At 72.3% G+C, this 18,873-nt stretch carries 15 protein-coding genes and 1 pseudogene; 13 read left to right on the top strand and 3 right to left on the bottom strand.

The features are described from left to right. Positions 1-65: 65 nt before the first annotated feature. On the bottom strand, positions 66-1,487 hold the full coding sequence (locus tag ACGFYY_RS06380) for a PP2C family protein-serine/threonine phosphatase (protein WP_393707378.1): 1,422 nt from the start codon (positions 1,485-1,487) through the stop codon (positions 66-68). A gap of 490 nt (positions 1,488-1,977) precedes the next feature. Between ACGFYY_RS06380 and ACGFYY_RS06375 the strand changes: the two genes are divergently transcribed. From ACGFYY_RS06375 to ACGFYY_RS06360, 4 genes are all read left to right on the top strand, one after another. Beyond that, entirely contained in the window at positions 1,978-4,206 is a 2,229-nt protein-coding gene (locus ACGFYY_RS06375) for a molybdopterin cofactor-binding domain-containing protein (protein ID WP_393707377.1), read from the top strand. Between the two features lie 21 nt (positions 4,207-4,227). Continuing rightward, positions 4,228-4,683, top strand: a complete 456-nt coding sequence (locus tag ACGFYY_RS06370; RefSeq protein WP_393707376.1) for a (2Fe-2S)-binding protein — start codon at positions 4,228-4,230, stop codon at positions 4,681-4,683. A 177-nt stretch (positions 4,684-4,860) separates the two neighbouring features. After that, a complete protein-coding gene (locus tag ACGFYY_RS06365; RefSeq protein ID WP_393707375.1) occupies positions 4,861-6,309 on the top strand; it encodes a helix-turn-helix domain-containing protein in 1,449 nt (482 codons plus the stop codon). A 51-nt stretch (positions 6,310-6,360) separates the two neighbouring features. Further along, complete coding sequence (locus ACGFYY_RS06360; RefSeq protein ID WP_365276806.1) at positions 6,361-8,301, top strand: APC family permease; 1,941 nt, start codon at positions 6,361-6,363, stop codon at positions 8,299-8,301. Here ACGFYY_RS06360 and ACGFYY_RS06355 read toward each other — a convergent pair. Next, positions 8,219-9,499 (bottom strand): PucR family transcriptional regulator, encoded by a 1,281-nt coding sequence (locus ACGFYY_RS06355; RefSeq protein ID WP_393707374.1) that lies wholly within the window; start codon positions 9,497-9,499, stop codon positions 8,219-8,221. The genes ACGFYY_RS06360 and ACGFYY_RS06355 overlap by 83 nt on opposite strands. A gap of 131 nt (positions 9,500-9,630) precedes the next feature. On the opposite strand from ACGFYY_RS06355, the gene ACGFYY_RS06350 reads away from it, so the two are divergent. The 9 genes and pseudogenes from ACGFYY_RS06350 (at position 9,631) to ACGFYY_RS06310 (ending at position 17,996) form a co-directional block, all read left to right on the top strand. After that, on the top strand, positions 9,631-10,194 hold the full coding sequence (locus ACGFYY_RS06350) for a TetR/AcrR family transcriptional regulator (RefSeq protein WP_393707373.1): 564 nt from the start codon (positions 9,631-9,633) through the stop codon (positions 10,192-10,194). 56 nt (positions 10,195-10,250) lie between these two features. Then, the gene (locus tag ACGFYY_RS06345) at positions 10,251-10,871 is read left to right on the top strand and encodes a DUF6461 domain-containing protein (RefSeq protein WP_393707372.1); all 621 of its coding nucleotides are present in this window, start codon (positions 10,251-10,253) and stop codon (positions 10,869-10,871) included. 111 nt (positions 10,872-10,982) lie between these two features. Continuing rightward, positions 10,983-11,198, top strand: a pseudogene (locus ACGFYY_RS06340) (helix-turn-helix domain-containing protein); the annotation flags it as partial. A gap of 188 nt (positions 11,199-11,386) precedes the next feature. After that, positions 11,387-11,827, top strand: a complete 441-nt coding sequence (locus tag ACGFYY_RS06335; protein ID WP_365272628.1) for a hypothetical protein — start codon at positions 11,387-11,389, stop codon at positions 11,825-11,827. Next, positions 11,824-12,621 (top strand): transcriptional regulator, encoded by a 798-nt coding sequence (locus ACGFYY_RS06330; protein WP_365272631.1) that lies wholly within the window; start codon positions 11,824-11,826, stop codon positions 12,619-12,621. Before ACGFYY_RS06335 ends, ACGFYY_RS06330 begins: the two co-directional genes overlap by 4 nt. 71 nt (positions 12,622-12,692) lie before the next feature. After that, positions 12,693-13,112, top strand: coding sequence for a roadblock/LC7 domain-containing protein (locus ACGFYY_RS06325; RefSeq protein WP_365272634.1), 420 nt, complete (start codon positions 12,693-12,695; stop codon positions 13,110-13,112). Positions 13,113-13,239: 127 nt separating this feature from the next. Then, positions 13,240-13,614, top strand: a complete 375-nt coding sequence (locus tag ACGFYY_RS06320) for a hypothetical protein (protein ID WP_030758398.1) — start codon at positions 13,240-13,242, stop codon at positions 13,612-13,614. 195 nt (positions 13,615-13,809) lie between these two features. Further along, complete coding sequence (locus tag ACGFYY_RS06315) at positions 13,810-17,388, top strand: CDP-glycerol glycerophosphotransferase family protein (RefSeq protein ID WP_393707371.1); 3,579 nt, start codon at positions 13,810-13,812, stop codon at positions 17,386-17,388. A gap of 125 nt (positions 17,389-17,513) precedes the next feature. Further along, positions 17,514-17,996, top strand: coding sequence for a VOC family protein (locus ACGFYY_RS06310; protein ID WP_393707370.1), 483 nt, complete (start codon positions 17,514-17,516; stop codon positions 17,994-17,996). A 7-nt stretch (positions 17,997-18,003) separates the two neighbouring features. On the opposite strand, the gene ACGFYY_RS06305 is transcribed toward ACGFYY_RS06310, so the two are convergent. Next, positions 18,004-18,732, bottom strand: a complete 729-nt coding sequence (locus ACGFYY_RS06305; RefSeq protein ID WP_393707369.1) for an NAD-dependent deacetylase — start codon at positions 18,730-18,732, stop codon at positions 18,004-18,006. Positions 18,733-18,873: the final 141 nt, after the last annotated feature.

Here is an 18,873-nt window from a genome sequence, read left to right as displayed (position 1 = left end):
GGTACGGGGACGAGAAAGGCCGCGCCTTCCGGCGCGGCCCTGAAGCCCCTACGTACGGGACTCGTTCACCCGCCGACCCGGGCCACGAGTACGCAGGCGTCGTCCTCGCGCTCGCTCTCGCCGAACTCCTCGATCACGATCCGTACGCAGTCCTGCGCCGACCGCGCCGCCGAGAACCGTGGCGCCAGCGCCAGCAGCCGCTCGGTCCCGTCCGCCCGGCTGAACTCGATGCTGCGCGGCGTCAGCCCGTCGGTGTGCAGCACCAGCAGGTCGCCCACCTCGAGGCTCTCCTCGGCCTGCCCGTAGGAGGCTCCGGAGGTCGCGCCCAGCAGGACGCCCTCCGGCGGCAACAGGGAACGCCCCGACCCGCGGCGGAACAACAGGGGTGCCGGGTGGCCCGCTTGCGCCCAGGACAGGACCTGGCGCGCGGGATCGTAGCGGCAGCACACGGCCGAGCCGAGCGCGGGCTGTACGGAGGTCTCCAGGAGCTGGTTGAGCCAGCCCATCAGCGGGCCCGGTTCGATGCCCGCCATGGCCATGCCACGCAGGGCGCCCAGCATCATCGCCATCCCGGACGTGGCGGTCACGCCGTGCCCGGTCAGGTCGCCGACCGTCAGCATCGAGCCGCCGTCGGGAAGTTCGAGCGCGTCGTACCAGTCGCCGCCGATCAGCGCGCTGGTCGCGGAGGGCAGGTAGTGCGCGGCCACGTCCAGCGTGCCCGCGCTGCCGTACGGGAACCGCAGGGAGCCGCGCCACGGGGGGAGCACGGCTTCCTGCAGCTCGACCGCCAGCCGGCGCTCGGTCTGCGCGATCTCCCGTTGGCGCTGCAACGAGTCACGGGACTCGCGCACCGCACGCTGGCTCCGGCGCAGTTCGCTCACGTCGCGCAGGACGGCCCACATCGAGGCCGTACAGCCGTCGGAGTCGAGTACCGGCTCGCCCCTCATGTGCAAGGTCCGGACCCGGCCGTCGGACCGGACGATGCGGAACTCGCCGTCGATCGGCCGGCCGTCCACCAGACAGGCGGTGACCCACGCGGTGAGCAGCGGCTGGTCCTCGGAGAACAGGGTCGAGCCGAGTTCGTCGAGGGGGAGCGCGCCCGACTCGGGCGTGCGGCCGAAGATCTGGAACAGCTCGTCGGACCAACTGACCTCGTCGGTCAGCAGGTTCCACTCCGCGCTGCCGACACGCGTCTGGGCCTCGGGCCCGGTCTCGGGCGCCGCCTGCGGGTGTTCGAGGATCTCGGGCACCGCCGGCAAGCCCTCCTTGAGCTGGCCGAGGTGCTCGCCGAGGTCGTCGAGGTGGTGGACGGCGAGGTCGCACAGCGCGCGCTGCCAGCGGCCCTGGGCGTCGTCGTCGTCGACGACGGTGTCGCGGCGGACCGCGTCCACTTCCCCCCGCAGCCGCCGGGTCTGCGAGATCAGCGCGTCCACCGACCCGGGCTCGGGCGGCTGCGCGGGACGGTCCGCGAACAGGTGGGACGGCATGAGAACTCCGATACAGGCGCGGCACGGCCAAGTCTGAAGGAAGGACCGGTAACGACTGTTGCACAGGGCGCGACGGTGTGTAAGGCGTTTGGCAACATCCGCTACGTTCTTGCTTCTGGTATATGCCGTAGGCCTTCCGGCGCGCTCGGAGCGTGCGAACGAATCCGGTCAGGCGAACTCCGCTTCGGTGCACGGGCCTCGGCCGGTCCGGGTGGTTCCGCCCCGGAAGCGGCGGCTGGAATCAGGCCATCCGGCGGCTGTGGCTCGATCGTACGGCCGAGCTGTACGAGCCCGACCCGCCATCGGAATCGCGTAAAGGACGGATCAAGGCGGGCCCTCCGGATACCCCCGAAAGAGTGATGTCGGTGGAGGTGACGCGGCGTGATCGAGGCTTTCCAACGCCCTGCGGGGTCGCTACCCTACGTGCCGGTAATGAGCCGGGGGAGGTCTGCGCGGGCGGGCCCACGCAGAGTTGGGGACACACCACGACATGACCGGGCAGAACCACGCCACGGGGCAGAGCCGCCGTTCCTTCCTCACCTACCTCGTGGCCGCACCCACCCTGGCCCTGGTCACCCGGGCCGGAGCCGACGCGCTCGCCCCGCAAACCGCCCGGGCCGTGGTGCCCTCGCTGCCGGCCATCGCCGACCTGGTCGACCTCGGCGACCTGTTCATCCTGGCCGGCGCCCCCACCTCCGCCCTGCTGGCGCTCGCCGTCGAGTCGGACGGCACCATCCGCTTCCGGTTGCCGCGCGAGGAGGTCGGTCAAGGGCTCACCACCGCCGTGGCCATGCTGGTGGCGGAGGAACTCGACGCTCCGCTGTCCGACGTCCGTGTGGAGCTGGACGACGCCCGGCCCGAGCTGCTCTTCAACCAACTCACCGGATCCTCCAACTCCGTCCGCTCCCTCTACGGGCCCGTCCGCCAGTGTGCCGCCACCGCCCGGGCCCGCCTCGTGGCCGCCGCCGCCCGCCGCTGGAGCCTGGCCCCGGCCGCGCTGACCACCTCCGGCGGCACCGTCCGGGCCCCCGACGGCCGCACCGCCGACTACGGCGACCTCGCCGCGGCCGCCGCCGATCCCGGCCTGGTCGTCCTCGGCGCCACCCCCAAGAAGCGGGCCGGGCACACCCTCGTAGGGCGGCCCACCGGCCGCGTCGACGCGCGCGCCATGGTCACCGGCGCCCTGCGGTACACCCTCGACCTCGACGTGCCCGGGGCCAAACCCTGCGTCGTGCGCAGGCCGCCCACCCTCGGCGGCACGGTTCGAGGCGTCACCAACCTCGCCGCCGTCCGGGCCATGCCGGGTGTGCTGAACGTGGTGACCGTCCCGACCGGGGTCGCCGTCGTCGCGGAGACCTTCGGTCAGGCCATCGACGCCAAGGCCGCCCTCCAGGTCACCTGGGGCCCCGGCCCGGCCGACCAGCTGTCCGACGAGCAGATCCGGGCCAGGTTGAGGGCCGCGACCCCGCCGTTGCTCGTCCCGCCCCTGCTGACCCCGTACGTCGACGCCGAGTTCGACTTCGCCTTCGTCAGTCATGCCCCGATGGAGACCAACTCCGCCATCGCCGACGTACGCGAGGACCGGGCCGAGATCTGGTCCGGGCTCAAGTCCCCGATCGTGGCCCGCGAGACCATCGCCGCCGAGCTGGGTCTACCGCTGTCCGAGGTCACGGTGCACGTGGTCCAGGCCGGGGGCTCCTTCGGCCGCCGGCTCTTCTTCGACGCGGCCCTGGAGGCCGCCCGGATCTCCAAGGCCTGTCGTCGCCCGGTCCGGCTGATGTGGACGCGCGTGGACGACACCCGGCACGGCCGGATGCGGCCCGCGACCCATCACAAGATCCGCGCCACCCACCTGCTGGGCGAGGTGCTCAGCTTCGAGCACCGCGTGGCCGCCGCCGAGACCGACTTCCGGCACGGCCTCGGCGAGATCATCACCGCCTCGGCGGCCGGTCTGCCGCTCGGCATCGGCAACGCCACCCTCGCCCAGACCCTCTTCCTGACCACGGTGAAGTCCCCGTACCACTTCGGACTCACCACCCAAGCCCTCACCGAGGTGCCCACCGGCATCCCCACCGCCTCCTGGCGCTCGGTCTACTCCGCGAACACGCGCGGCGCCGAGGAGATCGTGGTCGATGAACTCGCCGCCCGGACGGGTCGGGACCCCTACCGGTTCCGGCGCACCTTCCTCAAGACCGACGCCCAGCGCGCCGTGCTCGACAAGGTGGCCGAGGAGGGCGACTGGGGACGGCCGATGGCAGCCGGGTGCGCGCAGGGCATCGCCTTCCACGAGGAGTACAAGTCGCGCACCGCGTGCCTCGTCGAGATCGACACCCGCGACCGTGACCGCGTCCGCGTCACCAAGGCCGTCATCGCCGTGGACGTGGGCCTGCCGGTCAACCCGCGCGGTCTGGAGGCGCAGATGATCGGCGGCCTCACCGACGCGATCTCCACCACCCTGCGGGCCGGACTGCACCTCGACAAGGGCCTTCCCCTGGAAGGAAGTTACAGCCAGTTCCACTGGGCCCAGCAGCGCGACACACCGCGCGACGTCCGCGTCTTCGTGCTGCCGGCCACCGGCGAGGAACCGGGTGGCGCGGGCGAGCTCGGAGTGCCCGCGGCCGTCGGCGCCATCGCCAACGCCTGGGCCAGGGCCACCGGTTCCCGACCGCGCAGCTTCCCGCTCGACTTCGACGTCGACTTCACCCCCTACCCCCGCTAGCCCCGGATCCAGGAGTACGCAGTGCCCTCGCACACCTTCACCGTCAACGGGCGGAGCGTCACCGTGGACGCCCCCGACGAGCTGCCCCTGCTGTGGGTGCTCCGCGACATGCTGGGTGTCCGCGGCCCCAAGTACGGCTGCGGGGTGGACGTCTGCAAGGCGTGCACCAGCCACCTGGACGGCGCCGACATCCGGCCCTGCGTGGTGCCCGTCTCCGCGTGCGCCGGCCGGTCCGTGACGACCATCGAGGGCCTGGCGAACGGCGACGACCTGCACCCCGTGCAGGAGGCCTGGCTCGAACAGGACGTCTCCCAGTGCGGTTTCTGCCAACCCGGTCAGATCATGGCCGCCGTCGCCCTGCTGAAACGCACGAGCGAGCCCACCGACGAGGACATCGACGCCATCGCCAACATCTGCCGCTGCGGCACCTACTTCCGCATCCGGGAGGCCATCCGCAGCGCGGCGCGCAAGATGTGAGTGAGGGCGGGATCCCGGGACCTCCCCCGTGTCCGATCGCATCGAAGCCACCGGGACCCTGCCGCTCGTCGCCCAATGTAGGCGCCGGCCGAGCCGTTGGCAGGGTTCTCTTCGCCCGGTGACCGGGCGGGACGGGTATCACTGTGCACAGTGTGCGACAGGTGGTTGAATGCCGCCGTGTCCAGGTCCGACGACGTCCTCAAGGTGCACCGGCTCGCCCACGCCGGGGGATCGGCCGCGCTCCTGGAATGGCTCGCCGCCCACCTCGGCGGATGGGTCGGGGTGGTGGACGCCGAAGCGGAGCACGGGCGGGTGCCGGAGGCCGCCGTACGCGGCGCCGCCGAGCTGACCGCCCGCGGGGTACGGTCGGCGGTCCTGCACGACGGCGACCGCGCGACGCTGCTGTTCGCGCTGGACGGTCCGCGCGCGCCGGCCGCCGTACTCGCCGCCGTACTGGAGCGGCCGCACGACCCGGGCGCGCCCGCACTGCTCGCGGACGCCGCCGTGCCGCTGGCCCTCGTCCTGCGCGCCGAGGAGGCCGAACGACGTGAGGAGCGGGTCCGACGCGCCGAGCTGCGGACCCGCGAGGCCGTCCTGCGCCTGCTGATGAGCGGCCTGCTCCCCACCGCCCACCAGATCGCCGGGGCCCTCGGCCCCGCACTGCCCGACCCGTTGCGCCTGTACGTCGTCGAGTGCCCAGCCGGCCGGCTCGCCGAAGTGGGCGCTCTGTGCCGGGAACTGACGGACGGCCGGGCCTGGATCGTGCGCTGCCCGGTCTACGTGCGCCACCTCATCGTGCTCGCCCCGACCGGCCCCGCCGCGGGCCGCCCCTTGGCCGGGGCACTGGTGGAGGCGGCCCCGGACTGCACGGTCGGGGTCAGCGGGGAGATGCGCCTGAGCGAGGCCCCGGTCGCCTACACCCAGGCCTTCCACGCGCTGGCCGTCGCCCGGGGCCGGGAGGAACGCCACGCCCGGTTCGGCCCCGGCCCCGAGCTGGCGCTCGCCGCGCACGAGGCGGGGGCCGGCTGGGCCGGGGCCCTGCTCGCCCCCCTGCACACCCATGAGCCCCGACGCCCCCAGGACCCGGGTGGGCAGGAGTTGCGCGCCACGGCCGAGGCCTGGCTGAACTTCGCCTCGCACGCCACCCGGCTGCTCAGGATCCACCGCAACACCCTGGCCGCCCGGCTCCGCCTGATCGAGGTGCTGCTCGGCCTGGACCTGGCCCGCCTGCCCGACCAGGCGGCGCTCTCACTGGCCCTGCGGCTGACCCCGGGCGCGGGGCGGGCGAGCGGTACGAGCCCGGAGCACGCCCCCGGACTCGACGAGGTGCTGCGCGACCCGCGCCTGACCGAATGGGCCCGGGGCCATCTGAACGGGCTGACCGGTCCCGACGCCCCGCCGGGAGCCCGCGACACGGTGCGCGTCTGGCTGGCGCACGACGCCCAACTCGGCCCGGCGGCAGCCGCGATGGGCGTCTCCGTCCCCGGCGCCCGCAAGCGGCTGACCCGGATCGAGGCGCTCCTGGAGCGTTCCCTGCTGCAGTCCCCGAGCGCGCGGTACGACCTGTGGCTCGCGCACCGGGCCGAGGGCCTTGCCGAGGACCGTGCCGAGGACCTTGCCAGGTGACACAAGCCCCAGAAGGGCTGATAGGGGAATCAAATACACCATTATGCCTGAATGAGGCGTATCAATGCGAAACGCATGCTGGTCGGCGAACCGCTCGACACCGCCCGGCTGGGCGAGACCCTGCTGCCCAAAAGACTCGCCCTGCCGATCTTCTGCAGTGACCCGCTCTCCTCCGTGGCCTACGCCACCGAGGAGATCCTGCTGATCCTCGCCCTCGGCGGCGTCGCACTGCTCCACCTCACCTGGTACGCGGCCGCCGCCATCGTCTTCCTGCTCGTCGTCGTGGTCGCCTCGTACCGGCAGACCTGCCACGCCTACCCGGGCGGGGGCGGCGCCTACGTCGTCAGCTCCGAGAACCTCGGGCAGACCGCCGCGCTCACCGCCGCCAGTGCCCTGCTCGTCGACTACGTGATGACCGTCGCCGTCTCCATCGTCTCCGGCGTCTCCGCCATCACCTCGGCCGTCCCCTCGCTCAGCGACCACGCAGTGGTCCTGTCCGTCGCCTTCGTGGTGCTGCTGACCCTCATGAACCTGCGCGGCGTACGGGAGTCGGGCCGGGTCTTCGCCGTCCCCACCTACGGCTTCGTCCTGGTCATCTATCTCATGTTCGCCGTGGCCGCGGTACGGCTCGGGACCGGCGACACCATCCGCGCCGAGTCCGCCGACCTCCCGATCACCCCGGTCGACACCTACACCGGACTCGCCCTGGTGTTCCTCACCATGCGCGCCTTCGCCTCCGGATGCACCGCCCTCACGGGCGTCGAGGCCATCAGCAACGGCGTCCCCGCCTTCCGCAAGCCCAAGGCGAAGAACGCCGCGACCACGCTCGCCGCGATGGGCGTGCTCTCGGTGACGATGTTCGTCGGCATCACCGCCCTGGCCATGTCGTACCAGGTGCACGTCGCGGCCGACCCCACCGAACTGGGCCTGCCCCCGGGCACCCCGACCTCCACCGCCCTCGCCCAGATCGGCCGCGCCACCTTCGGCACCTGGCACTTCCTCTTCTACCTGCTCCAGGCGGTCACCGCGGGCGTCCTGATCCTCGCCGCGAACACCGCCTTCAACGGCTTCCCGATGCTCGCCTCGATCCTGGCCAAGGACCGCTACGCGCCCCGCCAGCTCTTCAACCGCGGCGACCGGCTCGTCTACTCCAACGGCGTCGTCCTGCTCGCGCTCGCCGCCATCGCCCTCATCGTGGCCTTCGACGCCGAACTGACCCGCCTCATCCAGCTCTACATCATCGGCGTCTTCGTCTCGTTCACCCTCTCCCAGTCGGGCATGGTCCGGCACTGGAAGAAGGTGCTCGCCTCACCCGCCACCCCGCGCGAGGAGCGGATCCACATCCATCGCAGGCGCGCCATCAACGCGGTCGGTGCCGCCCTGACCGCCCTGGTCCTGGTCATCGTCCTGCTCACCAAGTTCACCCACGGCGCCTGGCTGGTCGTCATCGCCATGCCCCTGCTCTTCCTCGGCATGAAGGGCGTCCGCCGCCACTACGACCAGGTCGCCCATCAGGTCGCCGTCGCCCCCGACGCCGGCCCCCGCAGACCCGCACGCCACCACGTCCTGGTCCTGGTCGCCGCCGTGCACGCCCCGACGCTCAAGGCCATCGGCTACGCGCAAGGGCTGCGCCCCGACACCCTGACGGCCGTCACCGTCGCCGCGGACGAGGAGGAGGCGACCCGCCTGCGCGAGGCCTGGGCCAGGCACGACACCGGCCTGCCGCTGAGGATCCTGCACTCGCCCTACCGGGAGGTGGTGGGCCCGATCATGGCCCACGTCGAGGACCTGGCCGCGGCGCCCGGGACGGACATGCTGTCGGTGGTGATCCCCGAGTACGTGGTGGGCCACTGGTGGGAGCAGCCCCTGCACAACCAGAACGCCCTGCGGCTGAAGGCGCGGCTGCTCTTCACCCCGGGCGTCGCGGTGATCGACGTGCCGTACCTCCTGGAGTCCGCGAGGTCCGCGAACGCGGCGCGGCGGGACGGGTGACCGGTTCCGCCTCGACGCGTTGCAGTACCGCCGAGTGCGCCAGCGCCAGCTCCACCACGTGCCGGGGGTCGGACAGGGAGCGGCCGGTGAGCTGCTCCACGCGCCGCAGCCGGTTGGAGACCGTGTTGCGGTGGCAGTACAGCCGCTGCGCGGCGTCCGTGGTCGAGCCCTGACAGGACAGCCAGGTGCCCAGGGTGGTCAGCAGGGTCCGCCGGTCCTCCGCGGGCAGCGCGAGCACCGGACCCAGCACCACCTGGCGCAGTCGGCCGGCGAGCTCGACCTGGGCCGCGACCAGCGCCGCCGGTAGCCGTTCGTCCAGCAGCGCGGTACGCGGGCCCTCCGACTCGGGGGCGGTGCGCAGCGCCAGGACGGCCAGCCGGTGCGCCCGGGCCAGTTCGGCCGGCGCCGCGACGACCGGGCCGACCCCGGCGCGCGCCCCGAGCGGCGCGAGCAGGTCCCGTACGGATTCCAGCGGATGGTGGCCCAGCTCCACCACGCCGACCTCCCCGTCGGCGCGGAAGCGCCACAGCACCCGCGGGGCCGAGGCGGCCCCGGACCCGGCGGTCGCGGCCGGCGCGGGGGGCCGGGCGGGCGGGGCGCCGGCCGCCTCGGCGGCCAGCACCACCACCGTGAAGCGGCCCCGCTCCGGCAGGCCCAGCTGCGCCGCGGCCGCCTCGGCCGCCGCCGACGGTCCGTCCGCGCCGTCGAGCAGCACGTCCAGCAGAGCCGCTCGGCGCTCCCGGTCCCGGTCGCCGTCCGCGGCCGCCGTCAGGCGGTACGACTCGGCCATGGCATCCGTCATCCGGTCCACCACGTCCCACAGGACGGACGCGGCCGGCAGCAACCGGGGCAACGCCGTCCGGTCGTGCGCGGTCACGGCCTCGGTGAGGCACTGCCAGAGCAGCCGGCCGCCACGGCGGTGGGTGCGTAACAGGGAGGCGAGCGGCAGGCCCTGCTCGGCACGGAGCGTGCCGACGGCCCGGGCGTCGGCGAGCTCCACCGGCAGGCCCCGGGAACTGCGGAGCAGCCCCTCGACGGCCTGGCGGAGGGTGTCGTGGATCCGCTCCCGCAGCTCGGCCCGGCCCAGCAGGGCGGCGTAGGCGGGGTCCTCGGCCAGCGTCCGGTCGGCGAGCCGGTCCGCCGCGACGGCGATCCGGCGGGACAGGTCCTCGCGTATCTCCTCGATGATCCGCTCCATGACGCGCAGCCTGACACGGGTGAGGGGGCGGTGGGGAGGGCCCGGACCGGGCACGTCCGCTACCGTGTGCGAATCACTGCACGTGCAGTGCTCACCCGATGTGCCCCACCCACCCCCCCAGGGACCCGCCCATGCGCCAGAACCCGCAGCGCCGCGCCGCACTGCTCGACGCCGCCATCGAAGTCCTGGCGCGCGAGGGCTCGCGCGGCCTGACCCTTCGCGCGGTGGACGCCGAGGCGGGTGTGCCCACGGGCACCGCCTCGAACTACTTCGCCAACCGCTCCCAGCTGCTCGTACAGATCCTGCACCGCACCCGGGAGCGGCTGGTCCCGGACCCGGCGGACCTGGCCGGCCCGCTGGACACCGAGGTCCTGCTCACCCGGCTCCTGGACCGGATGCGGCGCGAGCGCAGCGTGCACATCGCCATGCTGGAGCTGCGGCTGGAGAGCACCCGGCGCCCCGAACTCCGGACCGAGCTCGCGTCTTTCCAGGCCCTGGAGCTGGAGGCCAACATCAGGTGGCACCTGGACGCGGGCCTGCCCGGGGACCGGCAGGGCGTGGTCCTGATGTACCTGGCGATGCTCGGGCTGAGCGTGGACGACCTGACCGCGCCCGCGATGCTGGAAGCGCACCCGGCGCAGGGGCTCATTCGGACGATGGTCGAGCGCCTCCTCCCGGAGAAGACCGCGGACTGACTATCGTGCCGGTGAACAAGCACCGGCGGGGTGGGAAAACCGTGGGGAGTGCGGACATGGCGGACATCGCAGAGGACGTGGCGGACGGGATCAGGTGGCTGGCCCACTGGGACCAGTGGTTCGCCGGCCTGACCTTCGCCCGGGGCATAGGCCCCGACGAACTCGCCGCACGGCTCGGCGCGCTGCCGGGCGTGCGCCCCGGGCCGCTGGGCGCGCTCGACGCCTGGAGCATGGTCACCGAGACCGTGGACGGTGACGGCGTGGCCCGGGTCGGCAGGTGGGGCGGCTGGTCCTTCGCCGTCGAACACGGTCAGCCGGCCGGAGCCGAACGGCTCGCCGAGGTCTCCCGGGGCGGCGTCGAGGCCGTCCACCTCGACCCGCAGCCCGACCACCCGCCCAAGCAGTTCGCGTACGCCCGGGACGGCGAACTGATCTGTTGCTTCGGCCTCGGCGAGGAGTGCTGGCGCGGCGGCCACCGGCCGGACTTCCTGCTCCCGGAGCTGATCGCGGCCGGGATCCTCACCCCGGACGGCGCGTGTGCCCGCCCGCCCGGGGAACCGGACGCGGACCGCGACCGCCAAGCGCTCGCCGTCGTGGAACGCCGCTTCGGCCTGTCCCTGCCCCGCCACCTGATCGCGGACACCCCGCTCCCGGCCTACGTCACCTGCACGCGCTGAGGCGGGCGGCGGTGATCTTATGCTCAGGTTTACGCGAGTCCGCTGGTTTTGCGCCCGGTCAGCCACTTTGATGGGTTTGCCAGGCCTCGTACCGGAGCAGGGGGACCAGACATGGGCACCGACCACAGTTCGAAGGACAGCACACCCACCCTGATCGGCTCCGTGCAGCGCGCGCTGCGCCTCCTGGAGGCGATGTCCGCGGAAGGCGGGGTGACGGCGAAACGGCTCGCCCGACTCACCGGGATCCCCCTACCCACGGTCTACCACCTGCTGCGCACCCTCAGCCACGAGGGTTATGTGCTGCGCGAGGGAGGGTCCTTCCGGCTCGCGGACGATCTCCCGCTCGCTTCGTGATCAAATTCCGACGCGTTCCGGCCAAGCTCTCGCACCCTTCCTGGCATGTTCCAGCGGAAAATGCCAGAACGCCCTTTCGTACAGTGGAACTTGAGTAAGTTCCCTCCTGTCGCGCCGTACGAACCGTGCACCCCGCACGTCCGGCCGGGAGGGGAGCCCGCGTGCCCGGGATCGACGAATGCCTGCTCGAAGCCATGGCCCTGCCTGGTGCGCGGGGGGCCGCGCTGGTCGACTGGAGCAGCGGACTGGCCCTCGGCACCGCGGGGGAGTCGCCCGTGGGCGACCATGAGACCACCGCCGCCGAGACCGCCGAACTGGCCCGGGCGGCCGCCGAGTACGAGTCCTTCGCCCCGGCGGGGACCGACCCGGCACACGGTGGCGGAGCCGTTCCCTCCGCCGGTCCGTCCGTCGGCTTACCGGCCGGCCCGCCCGTCGAGGATCTGATCGTCACCACCCGCACTGGATACCACGTACTGCGCTTCGTCGAGACCAGCTTCGACAGCAGCGTATTCCTGCACCTGTGGCTCGACCGCGCCGACGGCAATCTCGCTCTGGCGCGCCACAGGCTCCGCGCCCTGGCGGAGGGGCTGGTACTGAGATGACCTTCCCGGCCACCGCCACGGCCCCGAACGCGTTCGCCGCGGTTTCCCCCCTCCTCACCCGACTCGCCGCGGAGCGCGCCACCGGCGCACTGCTCCGCGACCGCGGCACCCTCTTCCTGGAGGACGGTCGCATCGTGCACGCGGAGAGCCCGGCCACCCCCGGCCTCGACGTACTGCTCACCACCGGTGGCGGCCTCGCCCCCGAACGCTGGCGCGAGGCCGTGGACCGGGCCGGTGCCCGCCGCCAGGTCGCGCGCTTCCTCGTGGACAGCGGCGGGCTCGCCGGCGGAGAGCTGGAGATATGCCACCTCGCCGCCATATTCGACGCCGCGTTCTTCGCACTCTCCCCGGGCAGCGGGCCCTCCCGCTTCCGCCGCGGAGCCACCCACTGGATCGGATCCGTCCGTTCCGTTCCCGCGGCCGCCGTCGAACGGGAGACCCGGCGCCGCCGGGACCTGCTCGACGCGGTCTGGCCGTACCCCCTGCTGGACACCTCCCCGGTCGTACCCCGGGCGGCCGCACCCGGCCAGACGATCACCGCCCGACAACGGACCCTGCTGGGCCGGGCCGACGGCCTGCGCACCCCGGCCGACCTCGCGTGGGTCCTGGGCCGACCCGCCTTCCACACCCTGCTCGACGTACGGCGCCTCGCGGCGGCCGGACTGGTCGAGACCCCGCACACCCCGGCCCCGCCGCCGGCCGTGGCACCCCTGCCCGACTGGATGACCGAGGCCCAATCCCCGGACGTGGCGCTGCTCCGCCGGTTACGCGACGCACTGGAGGCAAGTCTGTGAGGCTCCCGCTGCGACCGGCCCTGCGCGCCGACCGCTCCGAGCGTAGGCAGCCCGAAAGGAGTAAGGCCGACATGAGTACGGTGCCCCCCGAGGCGGAGGCCGAGATACTCGCCGAGCTCCGCAGGTTGCGGGCCCGGGTACCTCAGCTCACCGGAGCCCTGGCAGCGAGCGCCGACGGCTTCGTGCTCGCCCAGGACAGTGCGGCCGCCGAGGCCGAGTCCGTCGCGGCGCTGACCGCCGCCGCCCTCGGGGTGGCCCAGCGGCTCAGCGACTGCACCGGCCAGGGCGCGTTCCGCGAACTGCTCGTGCGGGGCGAGGACGGATACGTCGCCACCTACGCGGCCGGCCTGGCGGCGGTCCTCACCCTGACCGCCGAACCGCGCGTCAACGTCGGCCGTCTCCACCTGGAGGCCCGGCGCTCCAGTCTCCGGATAGCCGAACTGATCGACCACACCCTCGGGCGACGGGGTCCCGGAGCCGCACCCGGGTGAGACGCGCGCTCCGACCGGCGGCCGAGCCCGACCCGTCCGCCGCGTTCCGTCACCGCCACATCCCGCTACAGCCAGTCACGTTCCCCTCACAACCCAGTCACAGTGAAACGAGAAAGAGGACCCTCTCATGGTCAATGTGGAGACCGCGCTCAAGGAAGCCACCACCACCATCGAAGGCGCGATCGGTGCCGCGCTCGTCGACTACGGCAGTGGCATGGCCCTCGGCACCATCGGGGGCGGCAAGGACCTCGACCTGGCGGTCGCGGCGGCGGGCAACACGGACGTGGTGCGCGCCAAGGTCCGCACGATGGAGATGCTCGGCCTCAAGGACGAGATCGAGGACATCCTCATCACGCTCGGCGGCCAGTACCACCTGATCCGACTGATGAAGAGCCGTGGTTCCACGGGCTTCTTCCTCTATCTGGCCCTCGACAAGAAGCGGGCCAACCTCGCGATGGCCCGCCATCAACTGAAGAAGATCGAGGCCGACCTGGAGGTCTGACCGGGCCCGCCGGGCACGGTCGGGCCGCCTCCCACCGCATCGCCGAAGTGGCGGACGGCTGAATTCTTTGCCGTCCGCCTTGGCGGTTGGCTTCGTATGCCCCATATGTGTGGAGTTTATGACTCTGTTACAGAGTAGGATGCTGTGAGCAGCTGATCATCGACAAAGCATAAAACGCTGGAGAAACCGCCACCCATGCCGCCGCGCCTGAGTATCGTCGTCCCCGTCTACAACGTAGAGCTCTATCTCGACGAGTGCCTGGAATCGATCGCATCCCAGACCTTCGAAGACTTCGAGGCCATCCTCGTGGACGACGGGTCCACGGACACCAGCGCCGTCATAGCCAAGGCGTTCGCCGCCAAGGACAAGCGCTTCCGCGTCGTGATGCAGGACAACGCAGGCCTCGGCGCGGCCCGTAACGTGGGCGCCCGTCACGCCGACAAGGACAGCGAGTACCTGGCCTTCGTCGACAGTGACGACACGATGCCCGACTACGCCTACCAGCGGCTCATCGACGCGCTCGACGAGACGGGTTCGGACTTCGCGGGCGGCAACGTGAAGCGATTCCGCTCCGTCGGCATGCAGCAGTCCTGGGGACACCGGGCCGCCTTCGCCCGTACCCAGCTGAAGACCCACATCTCGAAGTTCCCGGCGCTGGTCACCGACCGCACCGCGTGGAACAAGGTGTACCGGCGCAGCTTCTGGGACCGGCACGGCTTCCAGTACCCCGAGGGCATCCTCTACGAGGACGCCCCGGTCAGCATCCCCGCGCACTACTTCGCCTCCAGCGTCGACATCATCAGCGACTGCGTCTACCACTGGCGCGTGCGCGAGACCGGCGAGCGCTCCATCACCCAGCGCTCCACCGACCCGATCTCCCTCATCGACCGCGTGAAGTCCGTACGCCTGGTCCGTGAGTCCCTGAAGGCCAAGCAGGGCGCCAAGTACGCCCGTTACCTGCGGGACTACGACCACAACGTGCTGAGCGAGGAACTCCCGCTCATCTACAAGTACGTCGGCGAGGGCGGCCCCGACTTCCGCGCCGCCTTCGTCAAGGAGGTCGGCGGTCTCGTCCGCGAGATCGGCACCGGCCCTTGGTCCGACCTGACCGTCGCCGACCGGCTCAAGGCGTACCTGGCCGGCGAGGGCCGCGTCGAGGACTTCATCGCGCTCCAGCACCACCAGCGCGACTACAGCTACAGCGTGCCGGTCAAGGGCCTCGCCCGCCCGCAGGCGGACTACCCCTTCCTGCACGGCCGTCCGCCGGTCCCGTCCAAGATCCTCACCCTCGGCCCGCGCGAGCGCCGCGTCGTCAGCCGTCTGGAGCAGGCCACCTGGGTCGACGGCAAGCTGCTGCTGCGCGGCTACGCCCTCCCCGGCCACCTCGGCGCGGAGAGCCGCCTCGGCACCCGCAAGGTGCTGGTCTTCCGCGAGGGGGGCAAGCGTCGCCGCTCCGTCGTCAGCACCCGTACCGTCGCCTCCCCGATGGCCACGGTGAAGGCCCCGCACCTCGCCCTGCGGCACGCCGACTGGGCCGGCTTCACGGCCGTCGTCGACCCCTCGATGTTCCAGTCGGGCGGCAAGTGGAACCAGGGCATATGGACCACGTCGATCGCCGTCACCGGAGCCGGCGGGCTGCACCGCGCCCGCCTGCGGGGCGGGGAGAACGACACCGGCCAGAACCCGCCCCCGCACTGGGTGGCCCCCGACGTCCGGATCGTCCCGGCCGTTTCCGGTGCCCTCACCATCCAGGTGGAGATCGCCCGCGCCCGCGCCCTGGACGTCCACGCGGCGGGTGACGACGCCGTCGAGATCACCGGCGAACTCTCCGCCGAGGCGATCGGATCCAAGGCCCTGCAGGCCGTCCACGTCACCACCGGCACCGTCCTCTCCTTCCCGCTGGAGACCGCCGCGTCCGGCGCCGACCGGGCCTCGTTCACCGCCCGCGTGCCGCTGGCCGATCTGGCCGCCGTACCGGACGCCCCGTGCGAGCCCGGCGAGTGGACCCCCGAGCCCTGGAGCCTCTCGGTCATCGGCCCCGACGGCACCGAGCACCGCATGGTCCACGACGAGCGCGGCGGCTTCGACGGCCTGGTCCTGCCCCTGCCCGGCGAGGACGCGGACCGCTCCCTCTTCGCCAAGCGCGGCAACACCGGCCACCTGACCCTCTCCGTGCAGCCCTCCCCGCCGCTCGTCGACGAGGTCACCGCCGAGGACGGCACCGTCACCCTGCGGGGCCGGTTCGTCGCGCCGACCGACGAGCCGTACGAACTCGTGCTGCACAACGCGCACGGCGTGGAGTTCAGCTACCCCGTGACCCGCGACGGAGCCACCTTCGAGGCCGTCTTCCGGCCCGTGCTCCCCGAGGCGTACGCCGGTCGCACCACGCTCCCCGAGGGCCGCTGGTGGCCGACGCTGCGCCCGACCGCCCAGGGCGGAACCACCGCCGGACTGCTCGGTGTCGATCGCGGCGCCCCCGTACAGATGGGCCCCGGCCTGCTGTTCGCCGGTCCGCACCCGCTCACCGTGCAGGGCCGCCGGATGCGGGTCGAGACCCGCTTCCACGACCGCATGGTGCTGGTCTGCGACCCGCTGCTCAGCCCGCACGACCGCTCCAACTACGCGCAGCGCGTGACCCGCTTCGAGACCTACCCGGCGCAGCGTGCCCTGCCGGTCAAGGACATCGTCGTCTACGACACCTTCCAGGGGCAGGCCGCCGGCGACTCGCCGCGCGCCATCCACGAGGAACTGGTGCGCCGCGGCGAGAAGCTCGAGCACATCTGGCTGGTCCGCGACGGCCACACCGAGGTCCCCGCGACCGCCCGCGCCGTGCAGTACGGCAGCGTGGAGTCGTGGGAGGTGCTCGCCCGCGCCCGTTACTTCGTGACCAACGACAACGTGCCGCAGCGCTTCCAGCGCCGCACCGGCCAGGTCGTCGTCCAGACGTGGCACGGTACGCCGATCAAGCAGATCGGCCACGACTTCGTGCACGACTACTACACGAGCCCGGAGATCCTGGAGGGGCTGGCGCACGACAGCGCCCAGTGGACCCTGCTCGCCTCCCCGAGCTCCTACGCCACGCCCCTCCTCAAGCGCGCCCTCGGCTACGACGGTGAGGTCATCGAGGCCGGCAGCCCGCGTACGGACGCGCTGGTGCGGCCCGACGCGCAGCGGATCGCCGAGGTCCGGCGCCGTCTCGGCCTGCCGGAGGGCAAGAAGGTCGTCCTCTACATGCCCACGTGGCGTGAGAACAACGAGGGCTTCTCGGGCGGCTACAAGCTCGACCTGCGCATCGACCTGGACCAGGCCCGCCGCGAACTGGGCGAGGACCACGTCCTGCTGGTCCGTGGGCACCACCACGTGACGGAGCAGGTCCGCGACGGCGTCCGGGACGGGTTCGTCGTCGACGTGTCCCGCTGGCCCGACGCGGCCGACCTGCTGCTGGTCGCCGACGTGCTGATCTCGGACTACTCCTCCGCGATGTTCGACTTCGCTCACACCGACCGGCCGATCCTGCTCTTCACGTACGACCTGGAGCACTACCGCGGCACGCTGCGCGGCTTCAACTTCGACCTGGAGGCGAAGGCACCGGGACCGCTGCTGGCGGACTCGGCGAGCCTGATCGAGGCCGTGCGCAACGCGGACGCGCTCGGGGCGGAGTACGCCGAGGCGCGGGCGGCGTTCCGCGCCGAGTTCTGCGACCTGGACGACGGCGGCGCCACCGAGCGCGTCGTCGAGCGGATGCTCGCGATGGGCGCGGAGCCCGCCAAGTAGGCCGAACGGGCGAAATACCGGCCGCACACGGACCGGCCCCGGACCCACCGATGAGTTTCGGGTCCGGGGCCGGTCTGTAGGTGAGGGACGGTGTTCACCGTCCCATCACCGGCCCGGAGGCAGAGATGAGCGGCAACGGATTCACCACGTGTCTGTGGTTCGACGGCAACGCGGAAGCGGCCGCCGACTACTACCTGTCCGTCTTCAAGGACGGGAAGCTCGGCCGGATCGGCCGGTACACGGAGGCGGGCCCCGGCCCGGCCGACTCGGTGATGGTCGTGGAGTTCGAGATCAACGGCCAGCGGTTCATCGGCCTCAACGGCGGCCCCCAGTTCCCCTTCACCGAGGCGATCTCCTTCCAGATCCGGTGCGCCGACGAGGGGGAGGTGGACTACTACTGGGACGCGCTGACCGGTGGCGGCGGCGAGGAGGGCGTCTGCGGCTGGGTCAAGGACAGGTTCGGTGTGTCCTGGCAGGTCATCCCGCCGGGCGCCATCGACCTGATCGCCGACCCGGACCCCGCGCGCGCCGCCCGGGCCACCGCCGCCATGATGCGGATGAAGAAGCTGGACGTGGCGGAGATGCGCCGAGCGGCGGACGCGGGGTAGGCCCGGGTCAGGACGCGGCGAACCGGGCCAGCAGGGCCGGGAGGGCGGTGCCGATCGGCTCGCGGACGATCTCGTCGGCGAGCGGGTCGTACGGGGTCTCCTCCGCGTTCACGATGATCAGTCGAGCCCCGGCCTCCGCGGCCATCCCGGCGAGCGACGCGGCGGGCTGCACCTGAAGGGTCGACCCGACGGCGATGAAGACCTGGCAGCCCTTGGCCACGGCGACCGCCTGCCCCAGCACCTCCGGGTCGAGCCGCTGGCCGAACATCACGGTCGCCGACTTGAGGATCCCGCCGCACACCAGGCAGGCGGGATCCGGCTCCCCGGCGGCCACCCTGGCCAGCGCCTCGTCCATTCCCGACCGGGCGTGGCAGGCCGTGCACACCACCGAGCGGGCACTGCCGTGCAGCTCGAACACCTTGCGGTCGGGCATCCCGGCCAGCTGGTGCAGCCCGTCCACGTTCTGGGTGATCACCCGTACCGGGGTGCCACCGCGCTCCAGCTCCGCCACGGCCAGGTGCGCGGCGTTCGGGCGTGCTCCGAGCGCGCCGAGCTCGGCACGCATCCGCCAGGAGCGGCGCCGGATCTCCGGATCGGCCATGTAGTACTCGTAGGTCACGAGCTTCTCGGCGTCGGGTTCCCGCCGCCACAGGCCCTGGGGCCCTCGGTAATCCGGAATTCCGGAGTCGGTGGACATTCCGGCCCGGCTGAACACTGCGACAAGTGGCTTCCCCATGCATCGACCCTACGGAGGGGCACGGGTCACCCGCGAGCCCATTTGTGCGTACCGCCCGGAGGGTCGTTTCTGCGGTGAATCCCGACCCCCGCAGGAGTGAGATCCGGGCCCCGCCCTCCCGATCCACCGGCCGGGCGGGTA

The organism is Streptomyces sp. NPDC048331, from assembly GCF_043201215.1.
Classification (GTDB): domain Bacteria; phylum Actinomycetota; class Actinomycetes; order Streptomycetales; family Streptomycetaceae; genus Streptomyces.
The sequence above is the reverse complement of the archived record's forward strand: the minus strand, read 5'-3'. Positions and strand labels throughout refer to the sequence as shown.